Raw genomic sequence first — 17,369 nt, 5'->3', positions numbered from 1 at the left:
CAGCAGGGCTCCCACTTAACTTCTTTGCCCCAGCCGAATTTGGAGGTGGGAGTTTTACTGCCCGGCGAATAGCGGGATAAACTGAAAACTTGTGTTTTCGTATTTCCTTTGGTATATATGAATATTGTTCATAAAAAGGTCGGAAAGGAAGACATCAAGTTGAAGACAGAGAAATTTTTTACCCATCCGATTGGCGTGTTTATTGCTGCAATAGTAGCAACATTTTTATGGGGAAGCGCATTTCCCTTTATTAAATTAAGCTATGCTGAACTTGGAATTCAGCCGCAAGAAGTCGGGGAACAAATATTATTTGCTGGCTATCGCTTTTTCTTATCTGGTGTAATGCTCTTATTATTTTTTAAAGCGTTAGGAAAAGATATGAAGTTCAAAAAAGGAACAGGAAAGCAGTTAGTTCAAATTGGCTTGTTTCAAACTTTTCTTCAATATATATGTTTTTATATTGGAATGAGTTACAGCTCAGGAATTGAAGGAGCGATTATTTCAGGAACATCATCATTCTTTCAAATTTTACTCGCACACTTTTTATATAAAGATGATGCTCTAAATAGGCGAAAAGTAATTGGAGTAGCTATCGGTTTTTGCGGTGTGATTTTAGTGAATGTACCGAGTGATGGAAGTTTATCATTTCATTTTGGAATAGGTAGCTTATTACTTCTTGGGGCAGCCATGATGTATTCGTATGGAAACATATTAGCGAAAGAAGGTAGTAAAACATTAGATATTGGGTATATGACAGCATATCAGATGATTTTCGGATCAATGGGGTTGCTATGTATAGGTGCATTTCAAGTTGGAATGATGCCATTCACATTTAATCTACATGCAATACTTATGCTCATATATTTATCGTTCTTATCAGCAGCCGGATTCTGTATATGGAATACAATTATGAAGTATAACAAAGTAGGGAAAGTCTCGATGTATATGTTCTTTATACCAGTGTTTGGTGTGCTACTATCAAGTCTAATTTTAGGGGAAGCAATCCATTCCTTTGTACTATTTGGTTTAGCATGTGTCGCAGCGGGAATTATTGTAGTAAATCGTAACCCGGTTAAAAAGAAAGTTGAGCAAGAAAAACAAGTAGCATAGAGAACAGAAAAACGATTAAAATGGAAGAACAGTATTGTTCTTCTTTTTTTACATAGAAAAAGGAGAACGTGATATATGTAACGAAAAAAGATAGAATAAAGCATTTATTGAGGAGAACATATTATGAATGTACTTTACATTGTGTTAGTCGGGCAAATTATTCTCTTTTTAATGGGAGCAATTTATGCAATAGGACAGACGAAGAGAACGAGAAATAATATGCCGTTACCTTTAGCAGTTCGTCTTATTCTTAGTTTTTCTTTAACAGGAAGTGCAATTTGGATATGGTTACAAGATCCATCGGCTGAGTACAGTACGTGGGTTGCACTCGGTATGACTTTATCAACTGTAGGGGATTTATTTATGGCAGGATTAATTCCAATTGGTCATCGATTAATTGGAGGAATGGTTACTTTCGCTCTTGCACATTGTTTCTATGTGAAAGCATTTTTACAAACAGGTATTTCATGGAATGGTTTTTGGATCGGTTTATTCGTATACGGACTCTTTCTAATTATAGGGTGGTTTTTCTTTATTCGAAATGAAAAACAAGACAAACTTTTTACAATAGGCGCTCTAATTTACGGTTTGTGGGTTGGAGGAATGGCATGTTTTGCATTCGCCTTATATTACGAGAATATAGGAATATGGTGGATACCAGCACTTGGTGGTTTACTGTTTGTGATTTCTGATTTTATTATCGGCGTGACAGATATCGGAGGGCGCAAACTGAAGTATGAACCGCTTTGGATTTGGTTTACATATGTCGCAGCGCAGATGTGTATTGTATATGCAGGATTATAAAAAGATACTCTCAAAAATAGTTGATAGACTATTTTGAGAGTATCTTTTTTATTGCTATGCTATTATATTTGTTTGTTTAATTTGTGCAGTATCTTATACTTTCTAAGCATAAATTTCATAGGAAAAGTCCTGTTTGATAGATGGAAAACATAGTATATAAAAATAGTGAATTTATAGGGATTATTATTTTTATATTTGTAATATTCTAATGTTATAATTCAGAATTTTGTGGAAATTAACCAGTCGGAGTACTTATAATAAAAATAAAAAGATGATGAGATGGTGGAATGATGCAAAAGAAAAAATGTTTGCGTGAATTCTTTGAAATAATTGCAATTGCATGTTTATTAGTGTTTTTGGCAAAAATCTTTTTGTTTTTCCCTACGACTGTAAAAGGAGCATCGATGAGGCCGACGTTACAAGATGGAGATAAAGTAATTATTAATAAACTTGCAAAGAGATTTGAAAGTTATGAGAGAGAGGATATTATTGTCGTGAAGACAGATAATTTCTATGTGAAGAGAGTTATTGGATTACCAGGAGATGTAATTGAGATGAAGAATGATCAATTATATGTTAATCATCAAGTGAAAAATGAAGAGTATTTAAAGAATAATAAAAAACAGGCAGAAAAATTACTTATCAATTTAACTGAAGATTTTGGACCGATTACAATTCCTAAAAATAAAATTTTTGTGATGGGAGATAATCGTTTAGTTAGTAGGGATAGTAGGAACGGTTTAGGGCTCATTGATAGAACAGAAGTATTAGGAAAGTTCATGGCGATATATTATCCATTTGAACATGTGAAAATTGTAGATTAAAAATAAGAAAAACCAAGCGAATTAGTTGCTTGGTTTTTCTTATTTAAACAGTTGGTGTTTTATTTATTGTTTCTTGTGAAGCAATATGTTCATTATTTTGGTCGATATTTAACATGAATTTTCGTTGTAACAATTGCAATTTAAAGAGTGTTAAAGGATCATGATAAGTTTCTGGGTTTGTTCTTAGCTTTGTTAATGTTTGCTCATCTTCTTGTATTTCAAGTTGGGCCGCTTCTACGGTTTGTTTCAATATGCTAAGAGGGTCTTTAAAGAACATCATGATATCCCGTTCTAGCGCACCTTCAAATACTTCAAATTGAAGGAAGAATTGTTTTGAAATCATCTGAGCAACTTCTGTATAATCTTCTGTTTCAATATATTGTTTATATTTATTTGATAGCATAGATTGATTTTTTTGCATATTACCGAATAATTTCCCTGCGCTCTTTAAGAAAAATTGTGTCGGTGTAAAGCGTAATAAAATATTGATGTTAGCTACTGTAATTCTATTCGTCATTCTTGCAACATCTCTATCCCAGTCATCTAGTAATTTGAAATCACAAGGAAGTTTAATACGCTCTTCCTCATAGAGCTTATTAAAGGTATCGCTCATTTCATCTAAATAAGCCTGAGCTTGAATGAATTCATTATGAGCAGTTTCAATCCATTCTTGAATAGACCCAGTAAATTTAGGAAGAAGCACTTGCTGTACATGTTTTTGAATTCTTTCATTCATTGCTACATTTAGTTCTTCATGGACCAGTTTGAAATCACTATCTTCTTGAACGAGGTCAGAGCAACTCTGCAACAATTCAGGAATTTGAGAATGTATATCCTGCGTAATCTCTTCTTTCGTTAAGAGATAAGATTCTGTAATAGAACGAATTTTATCTTTTTGAATGGCAGTAAGATTATTAATAAAACCATCAAGTTTTACTAAAATATGTTTATTCCAGCGAACGGATTTCACTAACGTATTTTCTAATTCCACACGTTCATTTACAAGGTATGCAATTGTTTTTTGGATAAACCATAATAATTTTTCAATGCGTTCTTTTTCCACGTTACGCTTAGTAAGGTTAGAAAGAATAGAGTCTGTTACGTTACCTAGCTGTTCACTACTCTCTTGTGAAGGAGAGTAAGGGAAAAAGTGTGCTTCTGGGAAATGTACGAGTATTTTCTTTTTAATGCTGTTCGTGATATTTTCACTAGTATTCGTATCAATTGTTTGTAAGACGAATTTAATTTGTAAATTTGGTACTTGCTCACGAATATATAATAATGTATCGAGCTCTTCATCATGTAATGGTGAAGCTGAATTTAGGACATAGATGAGACTATCTGCTGCCTGTAAGTATTCAAAGTGAGAGCTGTTTTTGTCAAGTTGTCCATGCACAGTAGGTGTGACAAGGAATGAAAACTTATTTTTTCGTAAAAATCTACTTGGTAATTTAACTTCAATACATTTTCTTTCTAGTTTTGACTGAGAAGGTACCGCTAGTATGTTATGAAGTTCGTCAAAGTTTGGTATATTTCGTATATCTAGTTCTGTAAGCTCAGTTATTTTAGTTTGACTATCATCTTTAAATGTAATTGAAGTTGTTATAGCCTCATTTAATATATTTTCTCCTAGTATAGAGTTAATAAAGGCTGATTTATCATAATCGCTAGCTCCTGCTACTAGAAGTTGTGTAACAGTTAAATCGTATAACTCACGAACAAGTAGTGTGAATTGATGACCTAAATCTACATCATTCTTCTCAGCCCATACAGCAATCGTTTCAAATAATGCTGATACGTCTGCCATATCAACATTTGCAGGAGCTGATGCATTTGAAAGTAAGGCACCTGCGCTTTTTACGAGTAATGATTCTAGAGTTGTCGGTGAAACTTCATTCCATGCTAATACTGCTGCGGAGACAAGTAAAGAATCTTCCGCTCTCATTAAACTAAACCAATTTGTTAATAAATCTGGTACAAGTCCTTGTAATTCGTGCATGAAATGTTGTCCAGTAATCAATTCGAAGTACGTCTCTTGATAGCGAGTAGAAATTTCATTCCAATCGTCATGAGCATCTACTTCAACATGTAAGAATAGGTGATTTATTGTTTGAATCCAAGGTAGATGGAATGATTCATTTTCATAGCTGTTCCAAAGTGAGATAACAAGCTCTTTAAATTGGACTTGATCGATTGTATATAAGGCTTTTAAAGATTCATAGAAATACTCAGGTTTAATTTTTTTAGTAAAGCCTCTGTTCACATAATTGATTAAAGTATCGAACCAGTGTAATGATTTTGTTCGAATTCCTTCTTGAATAGCGAGTTCAATAGCATTATTCCAATCTTCTTGTTTTTCATAGAACGATCGAGCGATTGCAGTAATATTTGGATAGTCTGGTTGAAATGCAACAGCCTCGCTAATCGTCTTAAATGCTAGTCCTAAACGATTTTGCTCTATATAAAGGGAAAGAAGTTGTAGGGAAACTTCCATTGTAAGAGTTGTATCTTCTGTTTGGATAGATGTATAAATTTCTTCTGCTTTTGGCAAGAAATCTAATTCGAAATAAGCATCTGCAATATTCTTCATAGCCCAGAGAGCAAGTTCATTATTTACTTTCTCCCATTTGAATATAGCGGCTTCAAAGTCGTTAGTTTGAAAATAAACTTCACCTTGTGCAAAGCGAATATTAGATATATTGGAGAATTCATTTTTTGATTCATTTATATATGCTTCACCGAGTACTTCCGCTACCGGAATGGAAGAGTCTTCTGTTAAAAATGTTTTATAGTAAATCTTTTGGATAAATTGTTTTTCAATGGTCATGTTCGTTCCCCCTGTATAATTTAGAAAAATGATGTTGTATGTAAAAGGGTGCATGTTACTCTAATAGGTAGAAGTTGCATTATATAGACCAAACTATGTTTTTGCTAGATATATCATTTTTCTTGAGAGTTAAACCGTTGCAAAAAGTAACTTCCCTTTATTGTAACAAAAAAATAAGCCTATGAATTTTTATTTTTTTATCTCGCTATTTATAGGCAGTAAGACTCCTACTCCAAAATTGAGCGAATGCAAGGAAGTTAAGTGGGAGACCTGCTGCCCGTAAAATCCCGATTGGTTCAGGCGAATAATCAGTGGGGATGGATAAAAAACCACCGATTAAATCTCTATTTAAGGAATGGAATAGAAGTAGAGTTCATTATAAAAACAATGTATAGTGAATATGTATACCATGTTTGTCTTAAAGATAGAATGGGCACAATATGGGATAACGATCGTGTATAGGATGTGTCTTCCGAATGGAACAACATATTGGCGAGTTAATCGCACATTATGGATATTTTGGAATTATTATAGCTTTAGCTGGCGGGATTGTTGGATTACCTATACCGGATGAGTTTTTATTGACTTTTATTGGATATAACATTTCAAAAGGAGTTATGTCAGGAACAGCTGCTTTTTTAAGTGGAATGGCAGGTGCAATGCTTGGCATTACATTAAGTTACATATTAGGTTTAAAACTTGGGCTCCCTGTTTTAAAAAAATATGGTCCGAAAGTTAGAATTAAGGAACATCATATTGAAAAAACACATATTTTATTTGAAAAATACGGTCCATTTCTTTTAATGATTGGCTACTTTATACCGGGAGTACGTCATTTAACAGCATATTTTGCTGGAGTTTCAAATTTAACATTGTGGCGATTTTGTTTGTATGCTTACGGTGGTGCACTAATTTGGATAAGTGTTTTTATTGGCTTAGGTTGGAAACTGGGAGAGAAGTGGCGCTTTGTTGAATATAGTTTACATCATTATGGAATATGGATTTTATTAGTTTCGGCAATTGTAATATTGATTGTGTGGATTTACATAAGGAAAAGAAAAAACCGCTAATAATAGCGGTTTTTTTAGCTGAAAGCAATAAATAATACACCAGCTGTAATAAAGACTACACCAATACCGGTCATAAAGTTTAACTTTTCACCTAATATAATCATCGCGAGAATAATGGAAAATACTACACTTAATTTATCGATAGGTGCTACTTGTGAAACTTTTCCTGTTTTTAACGCAAGAAAATAAAATAGCCATGACGAAGCACCAGCGATTCCACTTAATGTGATAAATAGCAGTGCTTTTTTATTTAGGAGGACATCACCGATATTTTGAAATTTACCTTGTATAATAATAACTCCTACCATAAATAATGCCATAATAATAGAGCGAACCGTTGTTGCGACGTTGGCATCGATTCCCTCTAAGCCAATCTTTCCGAAAATAGATACGAGGGCAGCAGCAATTGCTGATAATAGTGCGAATAATAGCCATGAACTCATAGTGAAACTCCTCCAATCTTACATTATTATACATGAAAATCATTCTCATGTATAAAAAACGAAATAAACCCCCGCCCTATATTTTTAATAAGGTGGGGGTTTATTATACTACTCTGCTATTTCTTCATATAAAAAGTACGTTACATTATAAATATGCTCTACTTCATCGTCTGTCATAAATAATAATTCGTCACGTTCAATCCCTTTTTTCTTTTCAATAAACTCAATCATGTTTTTTCGTTCTTCTCTTTTCATCAATTTTAATTTCTCCCCTCAATCTGTTTTAATACAGTTTATTTAAGTTACTGCTATTATATAACAGAATCTTTAGAAAGTTCCACCTATTTTATTGTTTTTTTCAGAAGAACCTTTCGACAAAACAAGCCCACCTAAGGGGGCTTGTTTTTATTTTATAGTCGTAAAAACTCGGGCTCGGTCGTACCAGCACTATCGATGTAATAAATTGTATCGGGATTGATTTTTATTAGTACGTAATTAGGGTCTTCCGCACCGAGTAACCAGCGTTTTAAGCTATTAGTCCAAAATTTGTTTTTTAATGTTTGATCTTCTTCGATGGAAGCGATACCTTCAACTTCAATGTAATCTTCATCTAATTTCTTTCCTTCACGTCCAAGTAGTACATGTACATTGGGATTTTTTTCAATATCTGTTATCTTTTTTGAATTTCGATCTGTTGCAACATATAGTACAAAATCTTCGTGGAAAAACATCATAAAGGCGCTATGTGGCTTATCGTTACGTACAGTAGATAATACACCAGTGCGTTGACCTTGAATAATAGTTGCGATTTTTTCTTTTAAGTGCATATTTTTAGCCTCTTTTCATAATTCATAATTTTTTCTGTCTGAACAAGATAATTTAAATATCTTTCATACTGTTTTCTTCAATCCGATTTTTTAAACGTAATTGTGATGAAATCGGACAAGTTAGGAGATGAATAATAATAATATCGAGGAGAAATACATACGATGGAAGGATGGAAAGCATGTTTAATAAAATATTTCTTATAGTAGCGCTTATAGGTGTACCACTTTCTGTAATCGGAAAAACACTTCATTGGTCACAAACTATTATGTTTGCTGTATACTGCATTACTATTATTGCATTAGCTGGTTTTATGGGGAGGGCGACAGAAAGTTTAGCAATCGTTTCTGGGCCTCGGATAGGTGGTTTATTAAATGCCACTTTCGGTAATGCCGTTGAACTTATCATTTCAATTTTTGCACTTCAGGCAGGATTAACAGAAGTTGTTTTAGCTTCCTTAACTGGTTCTGTACTTGGAAATTTATTACTGGTAGGAGGGCTATCCTTCTTTATAGGTGGCCTTAAGTATAAGAGACAAAGTTTCAATGTTTATGATGCAAGACATAATTCAGCTTTATTAATATTTGCTGTTGTCGTAGCTTTTGTTATTCCAGAGATTTTTTCAATGAAGATGGATGCTGGAAAGACGTATCAATTAAGTATTGGTGTTTCTATTATCATGATCATTATGTACCTTGCTGCATTGCTATTTAAGTTAGTTACGCACCGCGGTGTATATCAACATAAGAGCGATGAAGAAGTACATGAGGAGGAGCCTGAGTGGTCGAAAGGTAAAGCGCTACTCGTTTTAGCGATAGCAACAATTGCGGTAGCTTATGTTTCAGAGGCACTCGTACATACTTTTGAAACGGTTGCAAAGTCATTTGGCTGGTCAGAGTTATTTATAGGGGTTATCATCGTTGCGATTGTTGGTAATGCAGCAGAACATGCATCTGCGATTATTATGGCATATAAAAATAAAGTAAATATCGCAGTAGAAATTGCAGTAGGTTCTACATTACAAATCGCCATGTTTGTTGCTCCTGTGTTAGTACTTCTTTCGATGCTTTTTGCACAAAAGATGCCTCTAGTATTTACAATACCAGAGCTTGTTTCCATGATTACAGCTGTTTTCTTAACTATTGCTATTTCAAATGATGGGGATACAAACTGGTTTGAAGGAGGCACTTTATTAGCTGCGTATGTCATTATGGGAATTGGTTTTTATTTATTATGAAAAATAGGGATAACAATGCTTCAGAGGGAAAACACTAAATACAGTAATTTATATACCTTTACATAGGAAGGAGCCAGACAGGTGAAACGAGTATACAGCATATGTCTTTCAACCATGGTCTCGTTTATTTTATTATTTCCTAACAGTAGTTTTGCAAAGACAACGGTAGAAGTAAAAATGCCTTCATCTGTTTTAAATATTTCAAAGGATAATACATTTCCAAATGACGCACAAGATTTACCGCGTTTACAGCCAAGTAAGTTTGCGCAAGAACTATTGAAAACAGCAAATATCAAAATTGAAAACCCAGATTTAATTCGAATGTTTAATGAAACGACAATTTCGAATGCACCGCTTGCAGTAGGGTACCGAGCGAAAATTTATTTAGGGCAATGGGCATTAAATTATGAGTCAATAGACACATCGATTAATTGGGAATATAAGCAAGTAAATCGAAATGTATATGATAATCGTGGAGGGGATCGCTTATACCCACTTCGCTATAAGCAAGAAACCCAAAAGACAATCGAAGGTGATTTAACAGCAGATATGAAAGATACTACAGATGTGAAAAAAATGATGCTTCTAAAAGCGCTTGAAAAAGTACAATTGCCACTTTCATTTAAAACAACCATTGGTTATGGTACCGGACATGAGCGTGTTTATAATATTAGTCCAAGTCAACTTGGATATTTATATGCGTATACACCAGCAGTAAATGAAAAAGGAAAAGTAACATTTGGAGAAGTCTACCTTGTGTTAAAAGGGAATCAAAAAAAGCTTGTCGTGAAAAATATTACATCTCAAGGAATCGGAGCCGCTATTCCAATTCATGATCATTTATTTTTTAAATTTGTTTCTTCATCGCATGCACAATGAAATAAAAAACGTCAGCCTATAAGCTGACGTTTTTTATTTATAACATAATGTTTGATGTTTTTGATAAGAAATCTTCTTTTGGATAGTAGCTATTTTTTACAAGAACATTCGGTCCAAGGCATTTCACGGCAGGACAATGGCAACTTAATGATTTTGCTGTTTTTGAGTCACACCATTTGTCGTAAGCTTCTTGTAGTGTATTTGTTTGTACATTACCTAGAAGCGGGACATCACCGAAGTCGGTCACGATAATATTTCCATCGAAAATATTTACGTTCAAACGAGAACGACCATCTGGATCATTGCGGACAGTTACATTTTTACTTTCATGTAATTTCTTTAGTGTAGCTAAATCGTGTTCATTATCACTACATGCATAGAAAGGTAATGTTCCGAATAACATCCACACATTTTCATCACGGATCTCTAATAAATGTTCAACTGCATTTCGAATTTCTTCTTTTGTTAAAATTTCAAGTGTGCTAGCGAAGTCACTCGGATACATCGGGTGAACTTCATGACGTTTACAGCCCATTTCTTCAACGATTTGACGGTGAATATGTTCAATATGTGGTAGAGTTCGTTTGTTTAACATAGTTTCGGCTGATACGAGTACACCTGCCTCTGATAGGGCTTTACTATTTGTAATCATTCTTTCAAATAATTTAGCGCGCTGTTCATAAGTAGGCTTACGCTCCATCATTGCAAATCCGCCTTCAACGAAGTCATCGATTGTTCCCCAATTATGTGAAATGTGCAATACATCTAAGTAGGGAATAATTTGTTCGTAACGTGCTAAATCTATAGTTAAGTTTGAGTTGATTTGAGTGCGAACGCCTCGCTCATGGGCGTATTTTAAGAGTGGTGTTACATAGTTGTCGACGGATTTTTTTGAAAGCATAGGTTCTCCGCCTGTAATACTTAAAGAACGTAAATGAGGAATCTCATCTAATCGTTTTAATAAAAGCTCCATCGGAAGCGGGTTTGGATCTTTCGGCTGTAATGTGTAACCAACAGCGCAATGCTCGCAACGCATATTGCATAACGTCGTCGTTGTAAACTCAACGTTTGTTAATAGTAGTTTGCCGTACTCTTCAAGGTCCATATACGCTTCCCATGGATCGTAAGAAGGAGTAATCGGCTTCATTATTTGTGATATCGTCATATGAAATACTCCTTTGACTATTGAAATAACAATTTGTCCATTCTCTATAATAGAAGAATATGAGCTTTTTATAAAGTGAAACTTTTTTGTGAAAAAAGAGAGAGGGCTTACATTATAATGAATTACTGTGACGAAATTGATGAAATTACATGCCCATAGCAATCATTTTTGCGGTATAATAAAAGCAACTCGAATTAAAAGGAGAGTGCCTTCATGGGAAAAGCAATTCAAGGTAAAGATTCACAACTAGTATATTTGAAAGAACGTTTAAATATGTTCATTGAAGTAATTGATACGATTGAACCAGAAGAGGTAGAATTAGAAGATGTAGATCGTCTTCTTGCAATGTTAGATGAATTAGAACTGAAATGTGAGCAATTTAAAAAAGACGAATAATATATTAAAAAGGCTGCCACTACAAAATTGGCAGCCTTTTTCTGTACGGATAATAGAAGGAATATAGAAAAAAAGGTATAATCAAGTTGTGAAAAATTTCATTTAACCTTTAATGGCGTGAAATAAATAAACAGCTGAAGAGTATAACAATGGAATTTTCATTTCATAACGTTTTGGTAGCGTTCACAATTGAGGGGGAAGTAACAATGGAAAAGCTTCAAGAAAGCATGTATCAACTAATTGTTGAAACGTCAACGAACTTACCGAAAGATGTTCGTCGCGCAATTCAACAAGCGAAAGAACGAGAAAATGCAGGAACTCGTTCGGCGATGGCACTTGGCACAATTACGAATAACATTAAAATGGCAGATGATAATATCTCGCCAATTTGCCAAGATACAGGGATGCCAACGTTTAAAATTTATACACCAGTTGGTGTGAATCAATTAAAACTGAAGGAAGCTATCTATAGTGCGCTTGAGCGGGCGACAAAAGATGGTAAACTTCGTCCAAACTCTGTTGATTCTCTTTTTGGAGACAATAGCGGAAACAATTTAGGACCAGGTACACCTGTTATTAAGTTTGAACAATGGGAAAAAGATTACATTGATGCACGTTTAATTTTAAAGGGCGGCGGTTGTGAGAATAAAAATATTCAATATAGCCTGCCTTGTGAAATAGAAGGACTTGGACGAGCTGGGCGTGATTTAGAAGGAATTCGTAAATGCCTTCTTCATGCAGTATATCAAGCGCAAGGTCAAGGGTGTAGCGCAGGAGTAATCGGCGTCGGTATCGGGGGAGACCGCACATCAGGTTACGAATTAGCAAAAAATCAATTATTCCGTACATTAGATGATGTAAATCCAGTTCCAGAATTACACAAGCTTGAAGAGTATGTATTAGAGAATGCGAATAAGCTTGGCATTGGTACGATGGGATTTGGCGGAGAAACAACTTTATTAGGTTGCAAAATTGGAGTATATAATCGTTTGCCAGCGAGCTTCTACGTATCTGTTGCGTATAATTGTTGGGCATATCGTCGTCTTGGTGTAACAATTCATCCTGAAACAGGTGAAATTATGGATTGGTTGTACCAGGAAGGTGAAGATACACTTCAGCAAGATGCTGCGCAAGAACAAACAGAGCAGCGTGAAATCGTATTACAAGCTCCAATTACAGAAGAGCAAATTCGTGAACTTCGTGTTGGTGATGTTGTTACAATTAACGGCATGATGTATACAGGACGTGATGCGATTCATAAACATTTAATGGATAACGATTGTCCAGTAGATTTAAAGGGACAAATTATTTATCATTGTGGTCCAGTTGTAGTGAAAGATGAAAATGATAATTGGCAAATTAAAGCGGCAGGTCCAACGACAAGTATTCGTGAAGAGCCATATCAAGGCGATATTATGAAAAAGTTCGGTATTCGTGCTGTAATTGGTAAAGGTGGTATGGGTTCTAAAACATTAGCAGCTTTAGAAGAACACGGTGGTGTGTACTTAAATGCAATTGGTGGTGCAGCGCAATATTATGCTGAATGTATTAAAGAAGTGAAAGATGTTGATTTCTTACAATTCGGTATCCCAGAGGCAATGTGGCATTTACGTATCGATGGTTTTAAAGCAGTTGTAACGATGGATTCTCATGGTAAAAGTCTACATGCTGATGTTGATAAAACATCACTTGAAAAATTGGCGAGCTTTAAAGAACCTGTATTTAAGTAAAGAGAAGTGCATCTCGAATTATTCGAGGTGCATTTTTTTGGTATATATAGAAAAACATGTTCAGCATGAAAGAAAGCAGGGAAACAGAAACTACAGGTACGATTATATATGGAAAGGAGACTATTTATGAAATATAAATGGTTATATATAGGTCTCATTTTTTCAATTATGATGGCACTTGTTCCAGTTTCAACATTTGCTTATACGAATACACCACATAACTGGGGAATCCCACGTCCTAAAAATGAAACGGTGCCAGATGCAGGGAAACTATATACAGAATTACTACAAAAAAATGGTGGGTTTTATTTAGGAGATACGAAGAAAAAAGATATTTATTTAACATTTGATAATGGATACGAAAATGGATATACAGGAAAGATTTTAGATGTACTGAAGGAGAAAAAAGTACCAGCAACTTTCTTTGTGACGGGACATTATATAAAAACACAAAAAGATTTATTATTAAGAATGAAAAATGAAGGACATATTATTGGTAATCATTCTTGGAATCATCCAGATTTTACAACAGTAAATGATGCAAAACTTCGTGAAGAATTAACGAGCGTAACGGAAGAGATTAAAAAAGTTACTGGGCAAAAAGAAGTGAAATATGTACGCCCTCCGCGAGGCGTGTTTAGTGAAAGAACGCTAGCGCTTACGAAAGAAATGGGATATTATAACGTGTTTTGGTCGCTTGCATTTCTTGATTGGAAAGTAGATCAGCAAAGAGGATGGCAATACGCTCATAATAATGTAATGACTATGATTCATCCAGGATCTGTTTTGTTACTTCATGCAATATCAAAAGATAATGCAGAAGCACTTGCGAAAATCATTGATGATTTGCGCGAGAAAGGGTATCATTTTAAAAGCCTAGATGATTTAGTAAAAAGCAATCAACCGTAAGCATGTATGCTTGCGGTTTTCTCATGCTATAATGATGTGTAAAAAGGATGGGGAAACGTATGTGGAGCGAACATGTTACGTTAGAATATCCGTACCATTTTGAGGAAGTACTAAAGCGTTTATCTTTCGACCCGTTAAACGTTATTCAATTAGACGAGAAAGTAATTTATGTCCCGCTTTTTATAGACGAAGAACAGATTGTTGTTCGTTTGCAAGGGATTGGTACTGTTCAAAATCCACAGTTTTGGATCTCTAGTCAGGCAGGAGATCAAGAGAAAGTAATGAAACGAATGAGATCCATTTTTCACTGGAATGAACCGTTTCAAAATATACAAAATCATTTTTTAAACACATCATTACGTCCACTATTTGAAACATATGCTTATACTCCAATTATTTTAGAATTTGATTATTTCGCTTGTCTTCTTCGCTGTATTATTCATCAACAAATAAATTTGAAATTTGCTACTGTGCTAACAGATCAATTTGTAAAACGATATGGGACAGAGAAGAACGGCGTTTTCTTTTTCCCAACACCAGAAAGAGTAGCAAACATTTCAATAGAAGAATTGAGAGAGCAGAAGTTTAGTCAGCGAAAAGCCGAATATATAGTAGGATTAGCAAAACATATTGTAGGCGGTAAATTAGATTTAGCAAGGATACAAAACGAAACAGAAGAAGAAGTATCGGCACAATTGTTACCAATAAGGGGTATTGGAGCATGGACAGTGCAAAACTTTTTAATGTTTGGGCTTGGTCGGAAAAATATGTTTCCAAAAGCAGACATTGGAATTCAGCGCGCAGTGCAAGGTGTATTTCAATTAGATAATAAGCCTGATGATGCATTTTTAGAAAAAGTGAAACAAGAGTGTGAACCATATTGCAGTTATGCAGCGTTATATTTATGGAAAAGTATAGAGTAGAGGTGTAATAATGATACAAAAGCAACAAGAGAGTAAGTTGGAAGTTGGTCAAACGTTTCCTGTGACAATTAAACGTCTTGGGATTAACGGAGAAGGCGTTGGTTATTTTAAGAGACAAGTTGTTTTCATTCCAGGGGCATTACCAGGAGAAGAAGTTGTTGCTGAAGCAACGAAAATTCAGCGTGGCTTCGCTGAAGCGAAAGTGAAAAAAGTTCGTAAATCCTCACCACATCGTGTGAAAGCACCATGTTCAGTATATGAGGAGTGTGGTGGCTGTCAATTGCAACATTTAGATTATAAAGAACAATTAAATCAAAAGCGTGATATCGTTGTACAAGCATTTGAGAAGTACATGAATAACAGTCTGGAAGAGAAAATTCGTCCGACGCTTGGTATGGAAAATCCATGGCATTATCGTAATAAAAGTCAATTGCAAGTGGGGCGTAAAGACGAAAAGGTTATTACAGGGTTATATAAGCAAAACTCACATCAGTTAATTGATATTTCTCATTGCATGATTCAACATAAAGCAACGAATGAAGCGACAAAAGTTGTAAGACGTATATTAGAAAAATTAAATGTTTCTATTTACAATGAGAAAAAACAAAAAGGTTTAGTACGCACAATTGTGACACGTACTGCAGTTCAAACAGGGGAAGTGCAAGTCACACTTATTACAACAAAAGAAGAATTACCAAATAAAGATCAATTTATCGCAGAAGTGCAAAAACAAATGCCAAGTGTTAAATCAATTATGCAAAACGTAAACTGGCGTAAAACATCTGTTATTTTCGGTGATAAAACATTTAAATTAGCTGGAAAAGAAGTAATTCAAGAAACACTAGGTGATTTATCATTTGAATTATCAGCACGCGCATTCTTCCAATTAAATCCAGAACAAACAGTTGTTTTATACGATGAAGCGAAAAAAGCAGCTGCTTTAACAGGAAACGAGAAGATTGTGGATGCGTATTGTGGTGTCGGTACGATTGGACTTTGGCTTGCGAATGATGCAGCGGAAGTACGTGGTATGGATGTAATTCCAGAAGCGATTGAAGATGCAAAGAAAAATGCAAAACGCCACGGATTCACAAATGCAAAGTATGAAGCTGGTAAAGCGGAACAATGGTTACCAAAGTGGGTAAAAGAAGGCTGGCGTCCAGATGTCATTGTTGTCGACCCACCGCGTACAGGTTGTGATGATAAATTACTTGAAACGATTTTAAAAGTGAAACCGAAACAAGTTGTTTACGTGTCTTGTAACCCTTCCTCATTAGCACGTGATGTGGAAACATTAATGGAGAGCTATGAAGTGGAGTATGTACAACCAGTTGATATGTTCCCGCATACTGCGCATGTAGAAAATGTAGTGAAACTTGTTAGAAAGTAACATTCAATAAGGATATGTCCCTCACAAAGCAAGAGCTATGTGAGGGTATATTTTATTTAGCGAATGGAAGTAAGGAGAATATAATGAACAATTATAAATTGACGATTCAATATGATGGTGCGCGTTATAAAGGGTGGCAACGTCTTGGTAATAATGACAATACGATTCAGGGGAAAGTCGAAAGTATAATATCTGAAATGGTCGGAAAAGAAATTGAAATTATCGGCTGTAGTAGAACGGATGCTGGTGTACACGCTTTGAATCAAGTAGCTAACTTTCAAAGTGATGAGAAGTTAGTAGAACATAAAGTGAAAAAGTATTTAAATCAATATTTACCAAATGATATTAGTATTACGAGTGTAGAAGAAGTACCAGATCGTTTCCATGCTCGTTACAATTCTAAAGCAAAAACATATCTTTATAAAATTTGGAATGAAGAGCATACGAACCCATTTATGCGTAAATACAGCATGCACGTGAATAAACAATTAAATGTGAAAAGCATGAAAGAAGCTGCGAAACATTTAATTGGTTCACATGACTTCACTGCCTTTTCAAATGCAAAGTCTAAGAAAAAATCTATGGTTCGAGAAGTGTATACACTTGATGTTTCCGAAGAATCAGGATTTGTACAAATTAGAGTAAGTGGTAACGGATTCCTTCATAACATGGTGCGGAAAATTGTTGGAGCATTAATTGAAGTTGGATTAGGGCAATTAGAGGCGGACGCAATTCCAAACATTTTAGAGGAAAAACAACGTAATCAAATTAATTGTCTTGCTGAGGCGAGTGGATTGTATTTGGAGAATGTTGAATTTTAATAATAAGTAAAAAAAT

At 34.8% G+C, this 17,369-nt stretch carries 17 protein-coding genes; 12 read left to right on the top strand and 5 right to left on the bottom strand.

Features of this window, described 5'->3' with window-relative positions; genetic code table 11:
* The first annotated feature begins 159 nt into the window (after positions 1-159).
* From MR066_RS24045 to lepB, 3 genes are all read left to right on the top strand, one after another.
* Entirely contained in the window at positions 160-1,110 is a 951-nt protein-coding gene (locus MR066_RS24045; protein WP_002091185.1) for a DMT family transporter, read from the top strand.
* A gap of 123 nt (positions 1,111-1,233) precedes the next feature.
* A complete protein-coding gene (locus MR066_RS24040) occupies positions 1,234-1,914 on the top strand; it encodes a lysoplasmalogenase (RefSeq protein ID WP_242248741.1) in 681 nt (226 codons plus the stop codon).
* A 287-nt stretch (positions 1,915-2,201) separates the two neighbouring features.
* Positions 2,202-2,738 carry a signal peptidase I gene (lepB, locus tag MR066_RS24035; protein WP_002029576.1) on the top strand — a complete coding sequence of 179 codons (537 nt, stop codon included), beginning with the start codon at positions 2,202-2,204 and terminating at the stop codon, positions 2,736-2,738.
* Positions 2,739-2,781: 43 nt separating this feature from the next.
* Here lepB and MR066_RS24030 read toward each other — a convergent pair whose 3' ends face one another.
* On the bottom strand, positions 2,782-5,565 hold the full coding sequence (locus MR066_RS24030) for a tetratricopeptide repeat protein (protein ID WP_242248740.1): 2,784 nt from the start codon (positions 5,563-5,565) through the stop codon (positions 2,782-2,784).
* Between the two features lie 476 nt (positions 5,566-6,041).
* Between MR066_RS24030 and MR066_RS24025 the strand changes: the two genes are divergently transcribed.
* Positions 6,042-6,635: a DedA family protein gene (locus MR066_RS24025; protein ID WP_002029574.1), complete on the top strand. Its 594-nt coding sequence runs from the start codon at positions 6,042-6,044 to the stop codon at positions 6,633-6,635.
* A 14-nt stretch (positions 6,636-6,649) separates the two neighbouring features.
* Here MR066_RS24025 and MR066_RS24020 read toward each other — a convergent pair whose 3' ends face one another.
* The 3 genes from MR066_RS24020 to MR066_RS24010 all read right to left on the bottom strand — a co-directional run bounded on the left by MR066_RS24020 (position 6,650) and on the right by MR066_RS24010 (position 7,905).
* The gene (locus tag MR066_RS24020; protein ID WP_242248739.1) at positions 6,650-7,078 is read right to left on the bottom strand and encodes an EamA family transporter; all 429 of its coding nucleotides are present in this window, start codon (positions 7,076-7,078) and stop codon (positions 6,650-6,652) included.
* Positions 7,079-7,186: 108 nt separating this feature from the next.
* Entirely contained in the window at positions 7,187-7,333 is a 147-nt protein-coding gene (locus MR066_RS24015; RefSeq protein WP_000817786.1) for a BH0509 family protein, read from the bottom strand.
* A 155-nt stretch (positions 7,334-7,488) separates the two neighbouring features.
* On the bottom strand, positions 7,489-7,905 hold the full coding sequence (locus MR066_RS24010) for a pyridoxamine 5'-phosphate oxidase family protein (protein ID WP_002140268.1): 417 nt from the start codon (positions 7,903-7,905) through the stop codon (positions 7,489-7,491).
* Positions 7,906-8,084: 179 nt separating this feature from the next.
* Between MR066_RS24010 and cax the strand changes: the two genes are divergently transcribed.
* Positions 8,085-9,140 (top strand): calcium/proton exchanger, encoded by a 1,056-nt coding sequence (cax, locus tag MR066_RS24005; protein WP_158664757.1) that lies wholly within the window; start codon positions 8,085-8,087, stop codon positions 9,138-9,140.
* An 81-nt stretch (positions 9,141-9,221) separates the two neighbouring features.
* Positions 9,222-10,019: a YfkD famly protein gene (locus MR066_RS24000; protein ID WP_002125017.1), complete on the top strand. Its 798-nt coding sequence runs from the start codon at positions 9,222-9,224 to the stop codon at positions 10,017-10,019.
* A gap of 37 nt (positions 10,020-10,056) precedes the next feature.
* Here MR066_RS24000 and yfkAB read toward each other — a convergent pair whose 3' ends face one another.
* Positions 10,057-11,184, bottom strand: a complete 1,128-nt coding sequence (gene yfkAB, locus MR066_RS23995) for a radical SAM/CxCxxxxC motif protein YfkAB (RefSeq protein WP_002125019.1) — start codon at positions 11,182-11,184, stop codon at positions 10,057-10,059.
* A gap of 213 nt (positions 11,185-11,397) precedes the next feature.
* On the opposite strand from yfkAB, the gene MR066_RS23990 reads away from it, so the two are divergent.
* From MR066_RS23990 to truA, 6 genes are all read left to right on the top strand, one after another.
* The gene (locus tag MR066_RS23990; protein WP_002010264.1) at positions 11,398-11,580 is read left to right on the top strand and encodes an SE1561 family protein; all 183 of its coding nucleotides are present in this window, start codon (positions 11,398-11,400) and stop codon (positions 11,578-11,580) included.
* A gap of 206 nt (positions 11,581-11,786) precedes the next feature.
* A complete protein-coding gene (gene fumA / locus MR066_RS23985) occupies positions 11,787-13,310 on the top strand; it encodes a class I fumarate hydratase (RefSeq protein WP_088038340.1) in 1,524 nt (507 codons plus the stop codon).
* Between the two features lie 126 nt (positions 13,311-13,436).
* Entirely contained in the window at positions 13,437-14,219 is a 783-nt protein-coding gene (gene pdaA / locus MR066_RS23980; RefSeq protein ID WP_242248738.1) for a delta-lactam-biosynthetic de-N-acetylase, read from the top strand.
* Positions 14,220-14,278: 59 nt separating this feature from the next.
* Complete coding sequence (locus MR066_RS23975) at positions 14,279-15,142, top strand: DNA-3-methyladenine glycosylase family protein (protein WP_002125025.1); 864 nt, start codon at positions 14,279-14,281, stop codon at positions 15,140-15,142.
* A 10-nt stretch (positions 15,143-15,152) separates the two neighbouring features.
* Positions 15,153-16,532, top strand: a complete 1,380-nt coding sequence (rlmD, locus tag MR066_RS23970) for a 23S rRNA (uracil(1939)-C(5))-methyltransferase RlmD (RefSeq protein ID WP_002029595.1) — start codon at positions 15,153-15,155, stop codon at positions 16,530-16,532.
* Positions 16,533-16,615: 83 nt separating this feature from the next.
* Positions 16,616-17,353, top strand: coding sequence for a tRNA pseudouridine(38-40) synthase TruA (truA, locus tag MR066_RS23965; protein ID WP_242248737.1), 738 nt, complete (start codon positions 16,616-16,618; stop codon positions 17,351-17,353).
* Positions 17,354-17,369: the final 16 nt, after the last annotated feature.

This window comes from Bacillus cereus group sp. BfR-BA-01523 (assembly GCF_022662615.1).
Taxonomy (GTDB): domain Bacteria; phylum Bacillota; class Bacilli; order Bacillales; family Bacillaceae_G; genus Bacillus_A; species Bacillus_A mycoides.
Note: the sequence above shows the minus strand (reverse complement) of the source record. Positions and strands in the feature narration are given on the sequence as shown.

What these genes read in the sequence shown, in the direction of transcription:
- cax (WP_158664757.1), top strand. Translation starts at nt 8,085, where the DNA reads ATGTTTAATAAAATATTTCTTATAGTAGCGCTTATAGGTGTACCACTT.
- MR066_RS23990 (WP_002010264.1), top strand. Translation starts at nt 11,398, where the DNA reads ATGGGAAAAGCAATTCAAGGTAAAGATTCACAACTAGTATATTTGAAA.
- MR066_RS24040 (WP_242248741.1), top strand. Translation starts at nt 1,234, where the DNA reads ATGAATGTACTTTACATTGTGTTAGTCGGGCAAATTATTCTCTTTTTA.
- MR066_RS24015 (WP_000817786.1), bottom strand. Translation starts at nt 7,333, where the DNA reads ATGAAAAGAGAAGAACGAAAAAACATGATTGAGTTTATTGAAAAGAAA.
- MR066_RS24030 (WP_242248740.1), bottom strand. Translation starts at nt 5,565, where the DNA reads ATGACCATTGAAAAACAATTTATCCAAAAGATTTACTATAAAACATTT.
- yfkAB (WP_002125019.1), bottom strand. Translation starts at nt 11,184, where the DNA reads ATGACGATATCACAAATAATGAAGCCGATTACTCCTTCTTACGATCCA.
- MR066_RS24025 (WP_002029574.1), top strand. Translation starts at nt 6,042, where the DNA reads ATGGAACAACATATTGGCGAGTTAATCGCACATTATGGATATTTTGGA.
- MR066_RS24020 (WP_242248739.1), bottom strand. Translation starts at nt 7,078, where the DNA reads ATGAGTTCATGGCTATTATTCGCACTATTATCAGCAATTGCTGCTGCC.
- fumA (WP_088038340.1), top strand. Translation starts at nt 11,787, where the DNA reads ATGGAAAAGCTTCAAGAAAGCATGTATCAACTAATTGTTGAAACGTCA.
- MR066_RS23975 (WP_002125025.1), top strand. Translation starts at nt 14,279, where the DNA reads ATGTGGAGCGAACATGTTACGTTAGAATATCCGTACCATTTTGAGGAA.
- rlmD (WP_002029595.1), top strand. Translation starts at nt 15,153, where the DNA reads ATGATACAAAAGCAACAAGAGAGTAAGTTGGAAGTTGGTCAAACGTTT.
- MR066_RS24010 (WP_002140268.1), bottom strand. Translation starts at nt 7,905, where the DNA reads ATGCACTTAAAAGAAAAAATCGCAACTATTATTCAAGGTCAACGCACT.
- truA (WP_242248737.1), top strand. Translation starts at nt 16,616, where the DNA reads ATGAACAATTATAAATTGACGATTCAATATGATGGTGCGCGTTATAAA.
- lepB (WP_002029576.1), top strand. Translation starts at nt 2,202, where the DNA reads ATGATGCAAAAGAAAAAATGTTTGCGTGAATTCTTTGAAATAATTGCA.
- pdaA (WP_242248738.1), top strand. Translation starts at nt 13,437, where the DNA reads ATGAAATATAAATGGTTATATATAGGTCTCATTTTTTCAATTATGATG.